Origin of the sequence: Massilia sp. TSP1-1-2 (genome assembly GCF_049896185.1) — a bacterium.
In the GTDB taxonomy this organism is placed as follows: Bacteria; Pseudomonadota; Gammaproteobacteria; order Burkholderiales; family Burkholderiaceae_D; genus Telluria_A.
In genome coordinates this window covers 208,004-225,039 of the sequence record NZ_JAFCTU010000006.1, presented here as the reverse complement: position 1 = coordinate 225,039, position 17,036 = coordinate 208,004, and the positions used below count along the sequence as shown (strand labels likewise).

The following is a 17,036-nucleotide window of genomic DNA, read 5'->3' as shown; positions in this document are numbered from 1 at the left end:
CTTCTGTTCGTTCAGGCGGCGATGATCGCTTTGGGGGCCATCGGGAAACCGAGCTTTTCGCGCGAGTCGTAATAGGCCTGCGCGACCAGGCGCGACAAGGTGCGCACGCGGCCGATGTAGGCGGCGCGTTCGGTCACCGAGATGGCGCCGCGCGCGTCCAGCATATTGAAGCTGTGCGAGGCCTTCATGATCTGCTCGTAGGCCGGCAGCGTGAGCTGCAGTGCGATCAGGCGCTTGGCTTCCGACTCGTGGTTGGCAAACTGGGCGAACAGCAGGTCGGTATTGGCGTGCTCGAAGTTGTAGGTCGACTGCTCCACTTCATTCTGGTGGTAGACGTCGCCGTAAGTCAGGTGCTTGGTGACGCCGTCTTCCATCCATTCGGTCCATACCAGGTCGTACACGTTCTCGACCCCCTGCAAGTACATCGCCAGGCGCTCGATGCCATAAGTGATCTCACCGAGCACCGGCTTGCAATCGAGCCCGCCCACTTGCTGGAAGTAGGTGAACTGGGTCACTTCCATCCCGTTCAGCCACACTTCCCAGCCCAGGCCCCAGGCGCCCAGCGTCGGGCTTTCCCAGTCGTCTTCCACGAAGCGCACATCATTTTTTTGCAGGTCCAGGCCCAGCGCCTGCAGTGAGCCCAGGTACAGGTCCAGGATGTTTTCCGGCGCCGGCTTCAAGACCACCTGGTACTGGTAATAGTGCTGCAGGCGGTTCGGGTTTTCGCCATAGCGGCCATCCTTGGGGCGGCGCGACGGCTGCACGTAGGCGGCGCGCCAGTGCTCCGGGCCGATCGCGCGCAAGAAGGTACCGGTGTGGAAAGTGCCGGCGCCAACTTCCATGTCGTAAGGCTGGAGCAGGGCGCATCCCTGCTTGTCCCAGTAGGATTGCAAGGTCAGGATAATTTGTTGGAATGTGAGCATCTTGGGTGCTGCCGCGCGCGCAAAGGCGCGCAAGCAAAAGTGGGTTTGCTAAAACGACCAATTTTAGCGGGTTTTGGCCCGGTACTGGGCCGCTTTGGCGACTTAGGTGGCCACTACGGTGGCAACGATGTCACTTTTGTCCGGTTTTTGCGTACTTTCGGCCCGACCACCATGCAGCGCCGATCGCCAGCGCAGCGAGCAGCAGCATCGTGTAGTTGCCAAAGCGGATGAAAGGCGTCATGCCTCCCATGCCTTGCACCGTCGCGGCCAGCGTGCCTTGCGTGTAGTTGGGGAGCGCCGCGACCACTTTGCCGCGGCCATCGATATATGCCGTAGCGCCGCTGTTGGTGGCGCGCAGCATCGGGCGCCCGGTTTCGATGGCGCGCATCTGCGAAATTTGCAAGTGCTGCGGGATGGCGACCGATTCGCCGAACCAGGCCAGGTTCGATACATTGAGCAAGATCGTGGCGGGGCGCGCGGCGCTGCGCAGCTGCAGCGCGATCTCTTCGCCAAACACGTCTTCGTAGCAGATATTGGGCAGCACCAGCTGGTCCTTGACCGCGAACGCAGGCTGCACCGATGCGCCGCGCGTCATGTCGCCAAGGGGAATTTGCATCATGTCGACAAACCAGCGAAAGCCGGCCGGCACGAATTCGCCGAACGGCACCAGATGCTGCTTGTCGAAGCGGTAGGCCTGGCCGGTCGGGCTGTAACCCTTGATGCTGTTGGCGTACATGCGCGGCCCGTCCGAAATCGGAATCCCGTACAGCAGGTGGCTGCCGGTGGTGTTGGCGTACTGTTCGAGCGAAGGCAGGTAATCGGGCGGTAGATTTTCGGGCAGGGGCAAGGCTGTTTCGGGCAGCGCGATCAGGTCGGCGCGCCCGGCCAGCACCAGGCTGCGGTACATGGCGATGGCACCGGCGACCTGCTCTTTGTCGAACTTGTCTTGTTGCGGCACATTGCCTTGCACCAGGCGCACCGTGATCGGCTGGCCTTGCGGCTGCGTCCACTGCACGTAAGTGAGGCCAAAGCCGGCGGCCATGGTTGCGGCCAGCACGCCAGCGCCCAGCATGCGCCACTTTTGCGTCAGCATGGCGATGCAGCTGGCGCACAGCGCCACGATGACGCCCACGCCGTACACGCCGACCAGCGGCGCGTAGCCGGCCAGCGGGCTGTTGTTATGCGCGTAGCCGGAAGCGACCCACGGAAAGCCGGTCATGACCCAGCCGCGCATCCACTCCGACAGGCCCCAGGCGACCGGCAAAATCAGCAGTAAAAAGCTCTTGACGGGCAGCGTCATGCGGCGCCGCAGCCAGGTCGAAACGCCGGTGGCAAAGGCGCTGAACAAGCCCATGTACAGGCCCAGCAGGCACACCGCGCCCACCGCCATGGGGCCGGGAATGTTGCCGAAGCGGTTCATGGTGATGTACAGCCAGTGCATGCCGGCGACCGACCAGCCAAAGCCGAAGGCCCAGCCGATCAAGGTGCTGCGCCGAATATTGGTGTCCATGCCGACCTGGTAGAACAGGAAGGCGAGCGAGAGTATTTCGACCGGCCACCAGCCGAAGGGGGCGAACGAAAACACGCTCGCCGCGCCGGCCAAGGCGGCAAACAGCATCGGCAGCGCGGTGGTGCGCGGCGCGCGTGGCGCGGCCGGATCGCGCGCGGTAGAACGACGCCACCGCATCAGTCGCGTTCGTCTTCGGCCAGGGGCAGTTTTTCTACCAGCAGCACGTGGACCTGGCGCGCGTCGGCGCGCAAGACCTCGAAGCGCAGGTGGGCGATGTCGAACACGTCGCCCTTGTGCGGCATGCGGCCAAGGTGATTGGCGACCAGGCCGCCGATGGTGTCGACGTCGTCCTCGGGCAGGCTGGTGCCAAGTTCCTCGTTGAACTGGGCCAGTTCGGTGAGGGCCTTGATGCGCCAGCGGGGGCCGAGCTGGCCTTCCTTGATCGAGAGGATATTGTCTTCTTCCTCGTCGAAGTCGTATTCGTCTTCGATGTCGCCGACGATCTGTTCGAGCACGTCTTCGATCGTGATCAGGCCGGCCACGCCGCTGTATTCGTCCACCACGATCGCCATGTGATTGTGGTTGGCGCGAAAGTCGCGCAGCAGCACGTTCAGGCGTTTCGATTCGGGGATGAAGATCGCGGGGCGCAGCATGTCGCGCACGTCGAAGGTTTCTTCGGCGTAGTAGCGCAGCAAGTCCTTGGCCAGCAGGATGCCGATCACCTTGTCGCGTTCGCCCTCGATGGCGGGAAAGCGCGAGTGCGCCGTTGCGAGCACCTGGGGCATCCATTCCTCGATCGGCTTGGAAATGTCGATGACATCCATCTGCGAGCGCGGCACCATGATGTCGCGCGCGGACAGGTCCGAGACCTGGAACACGCCTTCGATCATCGACAGGGCGTCGGCGTCGATCAGGTTGCGTTCGTGGGCGTCGTGCAGCACTTCGAGCAGCTCGGCGCGGTTTTCTGGCTCGGGGGAGATCAGTGCGGTCAGGCGTTCAAACAGTGACCGGTGGGTCTTGGCGTCGGGACGGACGTCATAAGAGTGCTCTGGCATAGTTGGCGTGAGCCGTTGTTGCAATAGGCATAGGATACACCAAAAGTGGATTTGCCCGCTTTTTAGCGGGATTGAGCGCGTTTTTCGGGAAGCCCGCACGATGTCGTGGCGCCATCGGTGCGGATGCCAAAAAAATAATGTTGGTAAGCAAGCGCGGCGCGGAGATAATGGACGCTTGGTAATTACGTGAAGCTGCCGCCCGATGAATGACGAAACTTTCCTCGAACGCCACGGAACCTTGCTGGTCCTGTTCCTGTGCGTGCTGATCCCCCTGGTCCTGTTCGGCTTGCTGGCCGACGAGGTGGCCGACAAGCATCCCTTCTGGTTCGACCAGCCGATCATGGCCGCCCTGCATGCGCGTTCCACGCCGCTGTTCGACAGCATCATGCTGGGCGCCAGCATTGCAGGGTCCACCTACGGCTTGCTGCCGTTTAATCTGGCCATTTTCGGCTTCTGCGTGTGGCGCCGCAAGATGCATGCAGCGACCTTCTGGGTGCTGGCCACCGGCGGCGCCTTGCTGCTCAATTTGCTGGCGAAAGAATTTTTCCAGCGTACCCGGCCAAGTTTCTGGCAGTCGATCGCACCGGAAAATTCGTTCAGTTTTCCAAGCGGGCACGCCATGTGTTCGATGGCCACGGCGGCCGCACTAGTGGTGCTGTTCCGACGCTCCCAGTGGCGCGCCCATGTGACGGCCATTGCGGTGTTGTTCGTGCTGATGGTGGGGATGTCGCGGCCCTACCTGGGCGTGCATTTTCCGTCGGATATTCTGGCGGGGTGGACGGCGGCGCTGGCGTGGGTGGTGGGGCTGGCGCTCAGCGGGGCGCATGCGCGCCGCTGGCGTGAAGGGCGCTTGGTGGGGTGAGGGCGCGGCGACCAAATAGAACCAATGCAGGTGGCAGATTACTCGGCGTACGGATCCGCGTAACCCATCGCCGCAAGAATGTCGCGCTCCAACTGCTCCATCTCCTGCGCCTGGTCGTCGTCATCATGGTCGTAACCTTGCGCGTGCAGCACCCCATGCACGATCAAGTGCGCGGCATGCTCCTCGAGCGTCTTTTTCTGCTCGGTCGATTCCTGTTCCAGCACGTCGGTGCACAAGATGATATCGGCGCGGGTCGGCTCATCGTCGGCCAACTCCTCGCCCTCGTTATAGGCAAAGGTCAGCACATTGGTCGCGTAATCCTTGTTGCGATAATCGCGATTGAGCAGCCGCCCTTCTTCAGCGTCGACAAAGCGCACGGTCAGTTCGGCCGGCCCCAGCAAGGCCGCCTGCACCCAGCGCCGCACCTTCTGGCGCGTGACCGATTCCTGCAGTCGGGCGTCCGGGTACTGGACGGACAAGGACAGCTTATTTTTTATGGACATTTTTGGCGCCGGGTTTGGGCAGTGCGGCCAGTTCTTCGATTGATGCTGCCGTTTCATAGGCGTCGACAATGCGCGCCACCAGCGGGTGGCGCACCACGTCAACACTGGTGAACTGGGTAAAGGCGATCCCGCGCACGTCCTTGAGCACATGCACGGCGTCGATCAAGCCGCTCCTTTGCGTCTTGTGCAGGTCAACCTGGGTCACGTCGCCGGTCACTACTGCCTTGCTGCCAAAGCCGATCCGGGTCAGGAACATTTTCATTTGTTCGACCGTCGTGTTCTGCGCTTCGTCCAGGATCACAAAAGCGTGGTTCAACGTGCGCCCGCGCATGTAGGCCAGGGGCGCAATCTCGATGACCTGTTTTTCAAACATTTTTTGAGTCCGGTCAAAGCCGAGCAGGTCGTACAGCGCGTCGTACAGCGGGCGCAAATAGGGATCGACCTTTTGCGCCAGGTCGCCCGGCAGAAAGCCCAGGCGCTCGCCTGCTTCCACGGCGGGGCGGGTCAGGATGATGCGCTTGACGGCGTCGCGTTCGAGCGCGTCAACCGCGCAGGCGACGGCCAGGTAGGTCTTGCCGGTACCGGCCGGCCCCACGCCAAAGGCGATGTCGTGCTCGAGGATCGCGCGCAGGTAGGCGATCTGGTGCGGGGTGCGCCCGCGCAGGTCGCTGCGCCGCGTTTTCAGGATCGGGCTGCTGATCTCGATCTCGGGCAGGTTGCCGACGGGCTGGTTGTTGTCGCTCTCGGTCTGGGCGTGGGCGTACAGGCCGGTGCGCTGTTCAACCAGCGCCAGCTGCACTTCTTCGATCGGGATGATCTTGTTGGCGACGGCGTAAAAGCGATCGAGAATCTCGACCGCGCGCGCGGCGTTGCTGCCGCTGACGATGAATTTTTCACCGCGCCGGAAGATCGTGACGTCCAGCGCCGCTGAAATCTGGCGCAGGTTTTCGTCCAGCGGCCCACACAGGTGGGCTAGGCGCGTGTTGTCGAGCGGCTCTGGGATGAAATATTCGGGCTGGGTGGGGATCTTGTTTTTCAACTGGCTTGTGCAATCGTATCAAGGCGGGCGACGAGCTCGCCACGCAGGGTGTAATTGAAGCTTTCGGTGATGCGCACGTCAACCATCTGCCCGGTCAGCGCGCCGGCGCTACCGGCGGCGAAGTTGACGACCCGGTTATTTTCGGTGCGTCCCTGGAGCTCGGCGGCGTCCTTCTTGGACGGTCCCTCGACCAGGATGCGCTGCACGGTGCCAACCATCGCCGCGCTGTACTTGCGCGTGTTGGCGTCAATTGCCGCCTGCAGCCGTTGCAGGCGCGCCAGTTTGATGTCGTGCGGCGTGTCGTCTTCGAGGCTGGCGGCGGGCGTGCCCGGGCGCTTGCTGAAAATGAAGCTGTAGCTGGTGTCAAAGCCGACGTCGGCGATCAGTGTCATCATCGCTTCAAAGTCAGCCTCGCTCTCGCCGGGAAAACCGACGATGAAGTCCGATGAGATCGACATGTTCGGGCGCACCGCGCGGATGCGGCGGATGATGGACTTGTATTCCAGGCCCGTGTAGCCGCGCTTCATGGCGCCGAGCACCTTGTCGGAGCCGTGCTGCGCGGGCAGGTACAAGTGGTCCACCAGTTGCGGGATCCGGGCGTAGGCGTCGATCAGGCGCTGCGTGAATTCCTTCGGGTGGCTGGTCACGAAGCGGATCCGTTCGACGCCGGGAATGTCGGCCACGTATTCGAGCAGCAGCGCGAAGTCGGCAATCTCGCCGCCTTCCATGACGCCGCGAAAGGCGTTCACGTTCTGGCCGAGCAGCGTGATTTCCTTGACCCCTTGTGCGGCCAGGCCGGCCACTTCTGCCAGCACGTCCTCGAAGCGGCGCGAGACTTCTTCGCCGCGGGTGTAGGGCACCACGCAGTAACTGCAGTATTTGCTGCAGCCTTCCATGATCGAGACAAAGGCTGATGCGCCGTCGACCTTGGCCGGCGGCAGGTGGTCGAATTTTTCGATTTCGGGAAAGCTGATGTCGACCTGGGCGTCGCCGCTGGCGCGCCGCGCGCGGATCAGGTGCGGCAGGCGGTGCAGCGTCTGCGGCCCGAACACCAGGTCAACATACGGCGCACGCTTGACGATCGCCGCGCCTTCCTGCGAAGCCACGCAGCCGCCCACGCCGATCAGCAGATCGGGTTTCAGCAGCTTGAGTTCGCGCAGGCGGCCCAGGTCGGAAAATACTTTTTCCTGCGCCTTTTCGCGCACCGAGCAGGTGTTGAGCAAAATGACATCGGCGTCTTCGGCAGTGTCGGTGCGCACCATGTCGCTCGATGCGCCGAGCACGTCCGCCATCTTGTCCGAGTCGTACTCGTTCATCTGGCAGCCGAAGGTCTTGATGAATACTTTTTTCTGCATGGAGTGCGTTTCTTTGAGCGAATGACAAGGCGGGACGCCAGTTTATCGTAAATTGCAGCGGCGGTCGAAAAACAGATCCTGAAGCGGGCGTACGGAAGAGAGATCTCGCCAATAAAAAACCTGGTTTTCGGTTGTGCATTGCTTGCAGCTATTACTGCCGGGAATGACTAACACTTTTTAAATTGTGCGCTGCTTGTTTCTCCTTGTAAATCAACGAGTTCCGAATGTATCTTCCAGAGCAAAATTAAAAGGAAAAAACTCTTGCGTGCGCCACAAATTGTCCCCATGTGGTGAAATGACGATGTGACAAGCTTTCCAACAGATAGCTTGATTCTAAACAATGAGCGATATGCGCGAGTAAGTTGTACTTAAGGCATATGAGTCTAGCGGGTTGTTTGGGACCGGGTTGGTTGGGGGCGAGTGGCGCAGAGCGCATACGAACCGGACGCGTTCCCTTACAGGGTTTTTTAGATTCATTTTGTTAAATTTTGCCGTAGGGGCGATGTTCCGGGAACTTATTAAGATGAAACATGGTCTTTAGTAAGTTCGTGATCGGCATTATTTCAACCAACACACCACGAGGTAAATCATGGCACACCATGCTCTTGCATCACAGGAAAGCTACAATCCGAACCACCTGCTCGACATTCTGCTAGGCAAGATGCAGCTGAAGAACGATGCCGCGCTGTCGCGCATGCTCGAAGTCGCGCCACCGGTCATCAGCAAGATCCGCCACCACCGCTTGCCGGTCGGCGCCTCGCTGCTGATCCGCATGCACGAAGTAACCGGCATGAGCATTCGCGACCTGCGCGACCTGATGGGCGATCGCCGCACCAAGTATCGTCTGTCGGACGCCCAGGGCCGTCCAAAGCCAACGGAAGAGAAGGCGGCAACCGACCCTTCAACCACCGGTAACTATGCGCATTAATTGCCCGGGCATGAAGGCGACGCCGCTCATGCCTGTCCAGCAATGCCACTGATACCGCCTTTTCACCCGGTGTAAAAGGCGGGCGTCAGCCCATCAGTATCAGCGTGATTTCCTCGAACTGCAGCTCGGTTTCGCGGAACACGTGCAACCACGCTTCTTCGTTCAATCCCATTGCGGTCCATGCGGCCGATGACACCTCGGGCGCCAGCTCATCTTCTTCCCCGGCAATATCGAGGGCATGAACGATGGCGTTGGCCACGTGAACGATCGACGCCAGCAAACCTGCACCCGGCGCGTCCGGGTCATGGTGATGCGCGATCGCCAGCCGCATCGTCTCTGAAAAATTCCAGTGCTCCGCCAGCGCCATGCCCGCCTGCACATGGTCCACGCCCATGACTGCGCGTTCTGCGTCCAGCACGGCGCTGTCGTTCAGGTCGCGGTAAGCCATGACGGCGCTGTATTGGGCCGGGTAGGTGCTCACCAGCACCAGCCGGCCTATGTCGTGCAGCAAGCCTGCAGTAAAAGCGTAATCCTGGTTAAAGCGTACGCGCCGCGCAATCACCTTGCAGCAGGCGGCCGACGCAATCGAATGGCGCCAGAACGCCTGGTCATTGAAGAGCGGGCATTGGCCTTCGGCAAAGCAGCCCGTGACGGCGGCCGCCGTGATCAGGTTGCGCGTGGTCTGGAAACCGAGGAAGGTGATCGCTTGCTGGATCGTGGTCACTTTGACCTGCAGCCCATAGAGCGACGAATTGGCCAGGCGCAGCGTCTTGGCCGTCAGCGCCGAGTCGTGCGACACTTTTTTGGCCAGCACGGAAATGTCGATGTCGTCCTGGTCGATGGCGCTCAGCAATTCCATGACGACCGCCGGCAGCGAAGGCAAGTCTTCCAGGTTCCTGACCATGTCGTCGATGGCAATGGGGCTCATGGCGCGATCTCCCGCTCGAGGCGGTAGTCAAGCATGTAGCGTCGCAAAATGCCGGTGGCCCAGTCATCGTGATTATCGGGATCGTTCTTGCGAAACAGTTTAGCCAGGCGGCGCTCGATGGTGCTGTGGTCAAGCCGGTCCTGCGCGCCGGGGGCGGCGTCGCCGCACAGCACGGCCAGCATGTCGATCCCGTGGCTGGGCAGCAAGGCGATGGTCTTGGCCGTCAGGACGGCGCCCTGGGGCAGCAATACCTGACCTTGGCGGTCCAGCAAGTCGTCCGATAAAATCATTCCTGGCTTGACGTCTGTCAGCGCCAGGTGCTGGTAAGCTGCGCTCATGCCGGCCTCCTGTGGTTAGTCAGATATTACCATCGCAAAACGGCGCTGTCCTGCTGCCAGGAATCTTTTGATATCTTGCCATTGCGCAGTGCTTACCGTACATTGGGCCTGCCGCGATCGGAGCGGGGAGCGTGGTTCGGGGGAGTGTCGATGTTCAGTATTCAAAACCGGCTAAAACTGCTGTTCGTCGTGATCGTCACGCTCGTGCTTGCCATTTCCGGCAGCTATACCCAATATTCGCTCGGCAAGGACTTGGAAGCGAGCAACCAGCGCTTGCGCCAGGGTGTGCTGACGCGCTTGCAGATCAGCCTACCCTCGGCGCTGTGGGACCTCGACAAATCCAAGGTCGATAGCATTGTGGACGCGGAAATGTTGCCGCCTGAAGTGGTAGCGATCCGCGTCTACGACACTTCGGTCGGCCTGTTCGCCGGCAAGCTGCGCACGCCCAAGGGCCAGCTGTTACCGGTCGAGCAGCAGCCGGAGCCTGCCGGTACTCCCGTGGAAGCCATTCTTGTGTTCCAGGACGGCGGTTTGGCCAGTGCATCGATCAAGCCTGTGTCAGTAGGCAAGGTTGTCATCAACTTCAGCCGGGCACAAATCGACGCGGCCCTGGCGTCGGAACTGATGCGCAAAGTGCTTGAAGTACTGCTGCTCGACATCTTCCTGGTGCTGGCGCTATCGCTGTCGCTGCGCATGGTGTTCGAGCCGCTCAAACAATTGCGTGATGGCTTGTTCGACCTGGCCACGCGCGGCACCGATGAAGTGGAAGAGTTGCCCGACAACCGGCGCGACGAGCTCGGCGACGTGATCCGCGGCTTCAATCAAATCCAGCGCCGCCTGAAGTCCACCATTGTCCGCATCCGCGAAGCCGAGGATGCGGCCCGCCGTTCCGCGCTGCAAACGGCAACGGCGCTGCAAGACTTGCGCCAGACCCAGGAGTCGCTGCTGCAGGCCGAGCGCCTGGCGTCGCTGGGCAGCCTGGTGGCCGGCGTGGCGCATGAAATCAATACGCCGGTGGGCATCGCGCTGACCAGCGCCTCGGTGCTCAAGGCCGCCACCGACGAGATCCTGGAAGCGGTCAATACGGTTGGCCTGAAAAAATCGGCGATCTTGCGCTACCTCGACACTGCCAGTGAAAGCGCGCGCTTGATCATGAACAATGCTTACCGCGCCGCGCACCTGATCCACAGCTTCAAGCAGATCGCGGTGGACCAGACCAGCGAGGCGCGCCGCCCTTTTGGGCTGAAGGACTATATCGAGGAGATCGTTTCCAGCCTGCAGCCGAAACTGAAAAAAACCCCGATCAAGCTGGTGTTGAACTGCTCGCCGGAAATCGTGCTCGACAGCTATCCGGGCGCCTTTGCGCAAGTCATCACCAACCTCACGCTCAATTGCGTGGAGCACGCTTTCGAGCCGGATGCGCCCGGCAAAATCGAGATCAGCGCGCGCCTGGACGGTGACATTGTCGAGCTGCACGTCAGGGATGACGGCAAGGGCATTGCCCCCGATGTGCTGGACCGCATTTTCGATCCTTTCTTCACGACGCGCCGGGGGCAGGGTGGTACCGGACTCGGGCTCAATATCGTCTACAACCTGATCGTCAAGCAATTTGCCGGCACCATCGCCGTGGCCAGCACGGTGGGCGAAGGCACCCATTTCACACTGCGCATTGCCCGCGTGACGGCGCAGGAAGCGGCGGGCGCGGCCACCTTGTCGGGAGTGGGGCAGGCGGTGGCGGCGCGTGTTCGCGTACCCGATTGAGAAGCGCCAAGCACGAACGAAAAATCTATTGTATTCTCGGCATGCCTCAAAAACACCGATCGAGACCTTGCGCGAACCCCTTTTCGCGTCATTACCTTGCAAAGGATCATCATGAAACTGTATTTCAGCCCCGGTGCCTGTTCCCTCTCCCCCCACATCATCCTGCACGAATCAGGCTTGCCGCATACGATCGAGAAGGTCGACCTGGGTAGCAAGAAGACCGCGTCCGGGGCAGATTACGCCGCCATCAACCCCAAGGGCTATGTTCCCGCGCTCGAAACCGACGATGGCGTGCTGCTGACCGAAGGCCCTGCCATCGTGCAGTACCTGGCCGACCAGGTCCCGGCCAAGAACCTGGCGCCGGCAGCGGGCAGCATCGAGCGCTATCAGATGATGAGCTGGCTTAACTTTATCGGCACTGAAATCCACAAGAATTACAGCCTGCTGTTCAACCCGGCAGGCTCGGATGAATCCAAGCAAAACGCCAGGGCCAACCTGACCAAGCGCTACGGCTATGTCGAGCGCATGCTCGAAGGCCGCGAGTACCTCGTTGGCACCGGTTTCAGCGTGGCCGACGGCTATCTGTTCGTTGTCACCAACTGGGCCGGCATGCTGAAAGTCGACCTGTCGGCGTTCCCCAATATTGCCGCGTTCCAGAAGCGGATCGCATCCCGTCCCGCCGTGCAAGCGGCTATGAAAGCCGAAGGCCTCCTCAATTGACCAACCAAGAAAGACCTGCCATGACCTTGATCAAGCGCGCCTTGTGCGCAAGCCTGATGCTGCTGGGCTCGACCGCGTTTGCGGCCGGGACCGCAGATGCCCCTGCCGCCGTCCGTCTGTACGCAATGGATTGCGGCACCATTGCCGTCTCGGACATTTCCGTGTTCAGCCCTGGCGTTGACGCCGGCCAGAAAAAGACGCTGACCGATTCCTGCTACGTGATCGTGCATCCGAAAGGCGTGCTGATGTGGGATACGGGCTTGAGCGACGAACTGGCCGCCATGCCCGACGGTAAACAACTCGGCAAGGAATTTCATGGCAGCCTGAAAAAGACAGTCGCCGCGCAACTGAAGGAAGCCGGCATCGCCCCCGAAAAGGTGACTTTCCTGGGCCTGTCGCACATGCACTTTGACCACATTGGCAACGTGGGCCTGTTCCCGAGAGCGACGCTGCTGATGCAAAAGGAAGAGCTCGCTTTAGCGTTTGGTCCGGACGCGGCCAAGTTCGGCAATGACCCCAAGAATTACCCGACGCTTGCGGCCAACCCGCGCCAGGAACTGACGGGCGACCATGATGTGTTTGGCGACGGTTCGGTCGTCATCAAGCGCGCCATCGGGCATACGCCGGGGCACCAGTCTTTGTTCGTCAAGCTGAAAAAAACCGGCAACGTGGTGTTGTCGGGCGACCTGGCGCACTTTACCAAAAACTGGGAAAACCGCCGCGTGCCATCGTTTAACTTTGATAAGGAAACGTCGCTCAAGTCGATGAACGAGATGGCGGCGTTCATCAAGGAAAACAAGGCGCAGTTCTGGATCCAGCACGACCTGGAGCAAAACCAGAAGCTCAAGCACGCGCCAAAGTTTTACGAATAACTGCGCATGTCACACTGGTGCCGTTCAGTGCAAACTGGACGGCGTTTTTTTTCGCCGTGTTCTTTCACGTGCGCTTACTTGAATTTTTCATCGTTGTCGCGGCTGGCGCGGTAACTGATCAGCACCAGACCTACCAGCATCATCAGCACGACATCGGGCTCGGGCAATTCCGGCAGGTGCCAGCCAGGCGTGACGGCCGGGCCGGGCACGGCGGCCAGCGCAGGACGCTGTTGCGCCACCGCGCTGCTGGCAACTTCCTCAAGTGCACAGGCGGGCGCAACCACTGTACACGCCAGCGCCAGCACGGCAAACATTGCGACAGTTTTCATGACAATCTCCCGTGTTGCAATGCAATAAATATCGCAGCGTCCAGCGAGCAAACCACATCTTTATTTAACCATGCCGGGCTGCGGCGGGCCATCGGGATTCGATTGAATGTCTGGTATTTTCGCCGTTCGTTTCCATGCGTGAAAAGCACGGCGCGTCATGCATGCCACCCATTAAATATATCCGTCTCGCAAGGTTTAAGGATCCTCTAACGATCGGCCTTTACCATGCATGAGTGAACTGCTTGTTGCCGCAGCCGCTACCCAGCGGTCCAGGCAAGGACCTTTTGGCAGCTTGATAACGATACGATTGTCGAGTTGTCTACAGCTGTTGCGTCGCAAAATTTTTTCGACATTTCTTGGTATACCTCCATTTTTTTTGACGGTATAGTCTTCATATTCTTATTGCCTTCAAGCACTAAACTGATGGCAAATGGTCCATGACTGGCTATTGCGCCAACATGTACCCGAACGTAGAGCGACATCGATTGAAGTCCATGGATTGCGGCTCCCATGCTATCGAACGCCGCTGTTTTTGCCAGGCTTAACCTATGCCGCGCAAAACTTACGCTGTTTGACCAGAGCGCAACCATCATTCATAAAGTATCGATATGCCCAACCTTTCCAAACTCCAGATTGCCTTCAAGAATGTCTATGTGCGGCTCGCCGCCGCGCTGCTGCTTGCACTGATGGTCGGCCTGGCAATCTACAAATCCGACGTGCCGCAAGACCCGAGCCCACTCGTGCACTCGCAGGATATTTCCCGCATCACCGCGCTGGCGGCCGACAAGGCTCGCCTGGAATATCTGCTCGTGGCCAAACCGCTGTCGGAGTCGCCGCGCTATGTGTTCAAGTTCAAGGATGCGCCGCAATTGCACGTGGTCAAGGTGCCCAGTACCTCGCACCTGAGCCTGGAGCGCGAAGTCTTGCTCAAGAATGCCATTCCGTATTCGATCGCCAAGGATGACTTTTTGGAATCGCACAAGGCCGTCCTCCTCGATGAAGGCCAGAACCCGGCCACCGCCGAGGCACTCGCGTTTCTGAAACGCCACGCCCTCGACATTTTCGTGATCCTGCTCATTGCCTATGCGATTAAGTTCGGTATCCCGGGCATGGGCATGAGCGCGGCCGTCATCATGCCCGACAAGCTCAAGGGCAGCATGGATGACCTGATCGGCATGGAGGACATCAAGCAGGAAGTGCTGCACCTTGAAGACATGATCCGCAACCGCAGCGAGTACAAGTCGCACAATATCGACAAGCCATTCAACGTGATGCTGACTGGACCTGCCGGCACCGGCAAGACCAAGCTCGTTGGCTACCTGGCCAAAAAGCTCAACGTGCCGCTGATCCAGGCTTCCGGGTCGGCGCTGGAATCGGGATACGTGGGCGGCGGCTCCAAGGCGCTCAACGCGCTTTACCGCAAGGCGTGCGCACGCGGCAGCTGCATCATTTTCCTTGATGAAGCGCAAACCTTGTTCATGCCGCGCGGGCGCGGTGAAAAAAAATGGGAAGACGACACGGCTAATACGCTGCTGGGCCTGCTCGACGGGGTTAAAAGCGACAAGGGCGCGGGCGTGATTTGGGTGGTGGCGTCCAATTTTGATGATGCCTCGTCGGAAATGGATGAAGCGATGCTGCGCCGGTTTTCCGTGAAGATCAATTTCCGCTTGCCGAACAAGGGTGAGCGCGGACAGCTGCTCAAGAGTTTCCTTGGCCGCAAGAAAGATGGCCTGGTTGACTGGAATGATCTTGATCTCGGTCAAGTCGCCGAAATGACCGCCAACCTCAGTCCTGCCTTGCTGGAAACGGTTGTCGAGCGCGCCAGCATGATTTCGATCCAGGAAAAAGCGATCATCAATACCGACCTGATGTTCCGCGCCTTTGAGCGCGCCACGCTGGGCTTGACCGACCGCGCCACCACGGCGGAAAAGCACAAGCAGCGCGAGCGCGTTGCCTTGCATGAGCTGGGGCATTTCTTCATGCAGATCGATCCTTACCTGCGCCAGGGCCTGTCGCTGGCCGAGGTAAAGGAAAAGTCGCACTTGCTTAAGATTAGTACCGAATCGGTGTCGAAGCTTGGCGCGCTGGGCTATGTGTTGCAGTCGGGCGATGATGTGTCGCTGCGCACGCTTGAAGAGCTGGAGCAGGATGTCATCCAGCTGTACGGCGGCGTGGCGGCGGAAGAATTGTTTTACGGCGCGCGGGGTATCTCCGTGGGCAGCCAGAACGATATCGAAAAGGCGACCAAGATGCTCAATCTGATGGTCAATCGGCTCTCGATGTATTCCCGTTCCAAGATCGATTACACGCAGCTCAAGCAGGAGGGCGGCGGCGAGCGCACGGTACGCCAGGTCGAAGAAAAATCCGACGAGCTTTACACCTACACGCTGGGCGCGATTCGCGATTACAAGGCGGTGATCGAGTCGATCAAGGATACGCTGCTCGAGCAGTACGTGCTGTCCAAGGATGCCGTGTTTGCCTTGCTCGAAGAACGGCATGACATGCTGATGGCGCACATTGCGCTGCCGCGCCTGAAGCTGTGCGGCGACGCCATGGCCGTTTGAGCAAGCGCCGGTCGCGCCGGCCCTGACGTCTGCCAACGTTCAGTGGCCGGGTTTTAACTCATCAAGCACATGGCGCGCCATATTGCGCGCCAGCTCCTGCTCTCCCATCAGCACCATCCCCACATTTTCCGACCGCAGCAATTGCGCCTCCTGCTCGTTGTGACTGCGCACCAAGGTCTTGATCGCCGGATTGAGCGCGCGCGCAGTCTGGATCATCGCCCGCACATGAAAGGTGTCGGGCGTGGCAATCACCAGCAATGCCGCATTGGCGATATGCGCCTGGATCAGCACGGCGGGATCGGCGGCATTGCCCGCCACCGCCGCAATATCACGCCAGCGCGACATCGGCGACAAAGCCCGGCGTGGCAGGGCCGATCAGGATGCCGGCCGCCAGGTAGCCAACCAGCACCGGCAGCTTGAGGCGCACGGCGAGCATGCCGAAGATAAGGCCGAAGCCAAGCGCGGCGGCGATGGTGGTGATCAGGCTGATGTTATGGGGCATGCGCTGGCGCTCCTGATGATGGCCGATGCACCAGTATAGGCGAGAGCGACGGCCGGCGAGAGCTACGGCAGGCGAGATCTATGGCAGGCGAAATCTATAGCAGGCGAGATCTATGGCAGGCGAGCGCTATGGCACCGTGGCCAGGGCAAGCAAGACCTTGCGCACCGACGCGCGCACCGCCATGAACTGTTCGCGCCGTTCGGCCTTGCTCAGGCGGAACAGCATCAAGCCTTCGATCTGGGCCACCATCAGGATGGCGCGCTGCATGTATTCGTCGTCGCCGATGGCCGGGTTCAAGCCGCGAATCAGATTGAAGATGGCCTTGCGTTCGCGCCCCAGCATCTTGTCCATCAGGCGCGAAGCGAATTCGTTGCGCGAAGCTAGCGCCCACAGCTCGAAAAAGATCGCGTGCGTGACCGGGTCGGATATTTCTTCCAGAAACATGTCGCAGGTCGACAAGAACTTGTCGATGCGCGAGGCGCTCGTCATGGCCGCCGAGATCGAATCCATCTTGGATTGGAACAAGTTCATTGTGTACAGCAGCAGCGCTTCGAGCAGCGCATCCTTGCTCTGGTAATAGTGCTGCACGTTGGACAGGCTCATCCCCGTTTCCGCCGCCACCTTACGCATCGACAAACCCGCGTAGCCTTCCGCCGCCAGCAAGCCGCGCGCTGCCCGCAGGATGTCGTGCGCCCGTCCCAGCCCCTTTTCAGTGGTGCTGGACGACTTGTTTTTGAGCGAAGTAGGCGTGGTCGGCATGGGCAACATTATCGCATGGGGCTTTAATAAATAGTACGAGTGACCTATAATTGCCAAGTCTAGGTCGAATGACCTAATTAACCAATCT

17 protein-coding genes and 1 pseudogene are annotated in these 17,036 nt (G+C 60.1%); 6 read left to right on the top strand and 12 right to left on the bottom strand.

What is annotated here, in order from left to right; genetic code table 11:
* Window positions 1–11: 11 nt before the first annotated feature.
* The 3 genes from glyQ to ACP7BV_RS07740 all read right to left on the bottom strand — a co-directional run bounded on the left by glyQ (window position 12) and on the right by ACP7BV_RS07740 (window position 3,488).
* Window positions 12–923, bottom strand: coding sequence for a glycine--tRNA ligase subunit alpha (gene glyQ, locus ACP7BV_RS07750; RefSeq protein ID WP_426103196.1), 912 nt, complete (start codon window positions 921–923; stop codon window positions 12–14).
* A gap of 130 nt (window positions 924–1,053) precedes the next feature.
* Complete coding sequence (lnt, locus tag ACP7BV_RS07745; protein ID WP_426103194.1) at window positions 1,054–2,610, bottom strand: apolipoprotein N-acyltransferase; 1,557 nt, start codon at window positions 2,608–2,610, stop codon at window positions 1,054–1,056.
* Window positions 2,610–3,488 carry an HlyC/CorC family transporter gene (locus ACP7BV_RS07740; RefSeq protein ID WP_426103192.1) on the bottom strand — a complete coding sequence of 293 codons (879 nt, stop codon included), beginning with the start codon at window positions 3,486–3,488 and terminating at the stop codon, window positions 2,610–2,612. The genes lnt and ACP7BV_RS07740 overlap by 1 nt, the downstream gene beginning before the upstream one ends.
* A gap of 202 nt (window positions 3,489–3,690) precedes the next feature.
* On the opposite strand from ACP7BV_RS07740, the gene ACP7BV_RS07735 reads away from it, so the two are divergent.
* Window positions 3,691–4,350, top strand: coding sequence for a phosphatase PAP2 family protein (locus ACP7BV_RS07735; RefSeq protein ID WP_426103190.1), 660 nt, complete (start codon window positions 3,691–3,693; stop codon window positions 4,348–4,350).
* A gap of 38 nt (window positions 4,351–4,388) precedes the next feature.
* Here ACP7BV_RS07735 and ybeY read toward each other — a convergent pair whose 3' ends face one another.
* Genes ybeY through miaB form a run of 3 tightly spaced genes read right to left on the bottom strand, consistent with a single transcriptional unit; the run spans window position 4,389 to window position 7,247 of the window.
* The gene (gene ybeY, locus ACP7BV_RS07730; RefSeq protein ID WP_426103188.1) at window positions 4,389–4,853 is read right to left on the bottom strand and encodes an rRNA maturation RNase YbeY; all 465 of its coding nucleotides are present in this window, start codon (window positions 4,851–4,853) and stop codon (window positions 4,389–4,391) included.
* Window positions 4,837–5,892 carry a PhoH family protein gene (locus ACP7BV_RS07725; protein ID WP_426103186.1) on the bottom strand — a complete coding sequence of 352 codons (1,056 nt, stop codon included), beginning with the start codon at window positions 5,890–5,892 and terminating at the stop codon, window positions 4,837–4,839. Before ACP7BV_RS07725 ends, ybeY begins: the two co-directional genes overlap by 17 nt.
* Window positions 5,889–7,247, bottom strand: a complete 1,359-nt coding sequence (gene miaB, locus ACP7BV_RS07720; RefSeq protein ID WP_426103184.1) for a tRNA (N6-isopentenyl adenosine(37)-C2)-methylthiotransferase MiaB — start codon at window positions 7,245–7,247, stop codon at window positions 5,889–5,891. The genes ACP7BV_RS07725 and miaB overlap by 4 nt, the downstream gene beginning before the upstream one ends.
* 589 nt (window positions 7,248–7,836) lie before the next feature.
* Between miaB and ACP7BV_RS07715 the strand changes: the two genes are divergently transcribed.
* Window positions 7,837–8,175: a hypothetical protein gene (locus ACP7BV_RS07715; RefSeq protein WP_426103182.1), complete on the top strand. Its 339-nt coding sequence runs from the start codon at window positions 7,837–7,839 to the stop codon at window positions 8,173–8,175.
* A gap of 85 nt (window positions 8,176–8,260) precedes the next feature.
* Here ACP7BV_RS07715 and ACP7BV_RS07710 read toward each other — a convergent pair whose 3' ends face one another.
* On the bottom strand, window positions 8,261–9,103 hold the full coding sequence (locus tag ACP7BV_RS07710) for an HDOD domain-containing protein (RefSeq protein ID WP_426103180.1): 843 nt from the start codon (window positions 9,101–9,103) through the stop codon (window positions 8,261–8,263).
* On the bottom strand, window positions 9,100–9,441 hold the full coding sequence (locus tag ACP7BV_RS07705) for a hypothetical protein (RefSeq protein ID WP_426103178.1): 342 nt from the start codon (window positions 9,439–9,441) through the stop codon (window positions 9,100–9,102). The genes ACP7BV_RS07710 and ACP7BV_RS07705 overlap by 4 nt, the downstream gene beginning before the upstream one ends.
* A gap of 150 nt (window positions 9,442–9,591) precedes the next feature.
* On the opposite strand from ACP7BV_RS07705, the gene ACP7BV_RS07700 reads away from it, so the two are divergent.
* The 3 genes from ACP7BV_RS07700 (at window position 9,592) to ACP7BV_RS07690 (ending at window position 12,794) form a co-directional block, all read left to right on the top strand.
* On the top strand, window positions 9,592–11,202 hold the full coding sequence (locus ACP7BV_RS07700) for a sensor histidine kinase (protein WP_426103176.1): 1,611 nt from the start codon (window positions 9,592–9,594) through the stop codon (window positions 11,200–11,202).
* Between the two features lie 111 nt (window positions 11,203–11,313).
* Window positions 11,314–11,922, top strand: coding sequence for a glutathione transferase GstA (gene gstA / locus ACP7BV_RS07695; protein ID WP_426103174.1), 609 nt, complete (start codon window positions 11,314–11,316; stop codon window positions 11,920–11,922).
* 20 nt (window positions 11,923–11,942) lie between these two features.
* Window positions 11,943–12,794, top strand: a complete 852-nt coding sequence (locus ACP7BV_RS07690) for an N-acyl homoserine lactonase family protein (RefSeq protein WP_426103172.1) — start codon at window positions 11,943–11,945, stop codon at window positions 12,792–12,794.
* A 74-nt stretch (window positions 12,795–12,868) separates the two neighbouring features.
* Here the strand turns inward: ACP7BV_RS07690 and ACP7BV_RS07685 are convergent, their stop codons facing one another.
* Window positions 12,869–13,123, bottom strand: a complete 255-nt coding sequence (locus ACP7BV_RS07685; RefSeq protein ID WP_426103170.1) for a hypothetical protein — start codon at window positions 13,121–13,123, stop codon at window positions 12,869–12,871.
* Between the two features lie 608 nt (window positions 13,124–13,731).
* Between ACP7BV_RS07685 and ACP7BV_RS07680 the strand changes: the two genes are divergently transcribed.
* Window positions 13,732–15,687, top strand: coding sequence for an AAA family ATPase (locus tag ACP7BV_RS07680; RefSeq protein WP_426103168.1), 1,956 nt, complete (start codon window positions 13,732–13,734; stop codon window positions 15,685–15,687).
* 39 nt (window positions 15,688–15,726) lie between these two features.
* On the opposite strand, the pseudogene ACP7BV_RS07675 reads toward ACP7BV_RS07680, so the two are convergent.
* The 3 genes and pseudogenes from ACP7BV_RS07675 to ACP7BV_RS07665 all read right to left on the bottom strand — a co-directional run.
* Window positions 15,727–16,026 (bottom strand): annotated as a pseudogene (locus ACP7BV_RS07675) (NAD-binding protein); the annotation flags it as partial.
* The gene (locus ACP7BV_RS07670; RefSeq protein WP_426103166.1) at window positions 16,016–16,189 is read right to left on the bottom strand and encodes a hypothetical protein; all 174 of its coding nucleotides are present in this window, start codon (window positions 16,187–16,189) and stop codon (window positions 16,016–16,018) included. The pseudogene ACP7BV_RS07675 and the gene ACP7BV_RS07670, both read right to left, overlap by 11 nt.
* Before the next feature lie 126 nt (window positions 16,190–16,315).
* The gene (locus ACP7BV_RS07665; RefSeq protein ID WP_426103164.1) at window positions 16,316–16,948 is read right to left on the bottom strand and encodes a TetR/AcrR family transcriptional regulator; all 633 of its coding nucleotides are present in this window, start codon (window positions 16,946–16,948) and stop codon (window positions 16,316–16,318) included.
* Window positions 16,949–17,036: the final 88 nt, after the last annotated feature.

Coding starts and splice junctions, on each gene's coding strand:
- ACP7BV_RS07685 (WP_426103170.1), bottom strand. CDS start 13,123: ATGAAAACTGTCGCAATGTTTGCCGTGCTGGCGCTGGCGTGTACAGTG.
- ACP7BV_RS07700 (WP_426103176.1), top strand. CDS start 9,592: ATGTTCAGTATTCAAAACCGGCTAAAACTGCTGTTCGTCGTGATCGTC.
- ACP7BV_RS07665 (WP_426103164.1), bottom strand. CDS start 16,948: ATGCCGACCACGCCTACTTCGCTCAAAAACAAGTCGTCCAGCACCACT.
- ACP7BV_RS07705 (WP_426103178.1), bottom strand. CDS start 9,441: ATGAGCGCAGCTTACCAGCACCTGGCGCTGACAGACGTCAAGCCAGGA.
- ACP7BV_RS07735 (WP_426103190.1), top strand. CDS start 3,691: ATGAATGACGAAACTTTCCTCGAACGCCACGGAACCTTGCTGGTCCTG.
- ACP7BV_RS07690 (WP_426103172.1), top strand. CDS start 11,943: ATGACCTTGATCAAGCGCGCCTTGTGCGCAAGCCTGATGCTGCTGGGC.
- glyQ (WP_426103196.1), bottom strand. CDS start 923: ATGCTCACATTCCAACAAATTATCCTGACCTTGCAATCCTACTGGGAC.
- ACP7BV_RS07740 (WP_426103192.1), bottom strand. CDS start 3,488: ATGCCAGAGCACTCTTATGACGTCCGTCCCGACGCCAAGACCCACCGG.
- ACP7BV_RS07710 (WP_426103180.1), bottom strand. CDS start 9,103: ATGAGCCCCATTGCCATCGACGACATGGTCAGGAACCTGGAAGACTTG.
- lnt (WP_426103194.1), bottom strand. CDS start 2,610: ATGCGGTGGCGTCGTTCTACCGCGCGCGATCCGGCCGCGCCACGCGCG.
- ACP7BV_RS07715 (WP_426103182.1), top strand. CDS start 7,837: ATGGCACACCATGCTCTTGCATCACAGGAAAGCTACAATCCGAACCAC.
- ybeY (WP_426103188.1), bottom strand. CDS start 4,853: ATGTCCATAAAAAATAAGCTGTCCTTGTCCGTCCAGTACCCGGACGCC.
- gstA (WP_426103174.1), top strand. CDS start 11,314: ATGAAACTGTATTTCAGCCCCGGTGCCTGTTCCCTCTCCCCCCACATC.
- ACP7BV_RS07670 (WP_426103166.1), bottom strand. CDS start 16,189: ATGCCCCATAACATCAGCCTGATCACCACCATCGCCGCCGCGCTTGGC.
- miaB (WP_426103184.1), bottom strand. CDS start 7,247: ATGCAGAAAAAAGTATTCATCAAGACCTTCGGCTGCCAGATGAACGAG.
- ACP7BV_RS07680 (WP_426103168.1), top strand. CDS start 13,732: ATGCCCAACCTTTCCAAACTCCAGATTGCCTTCAAGAATGTCTATGTG.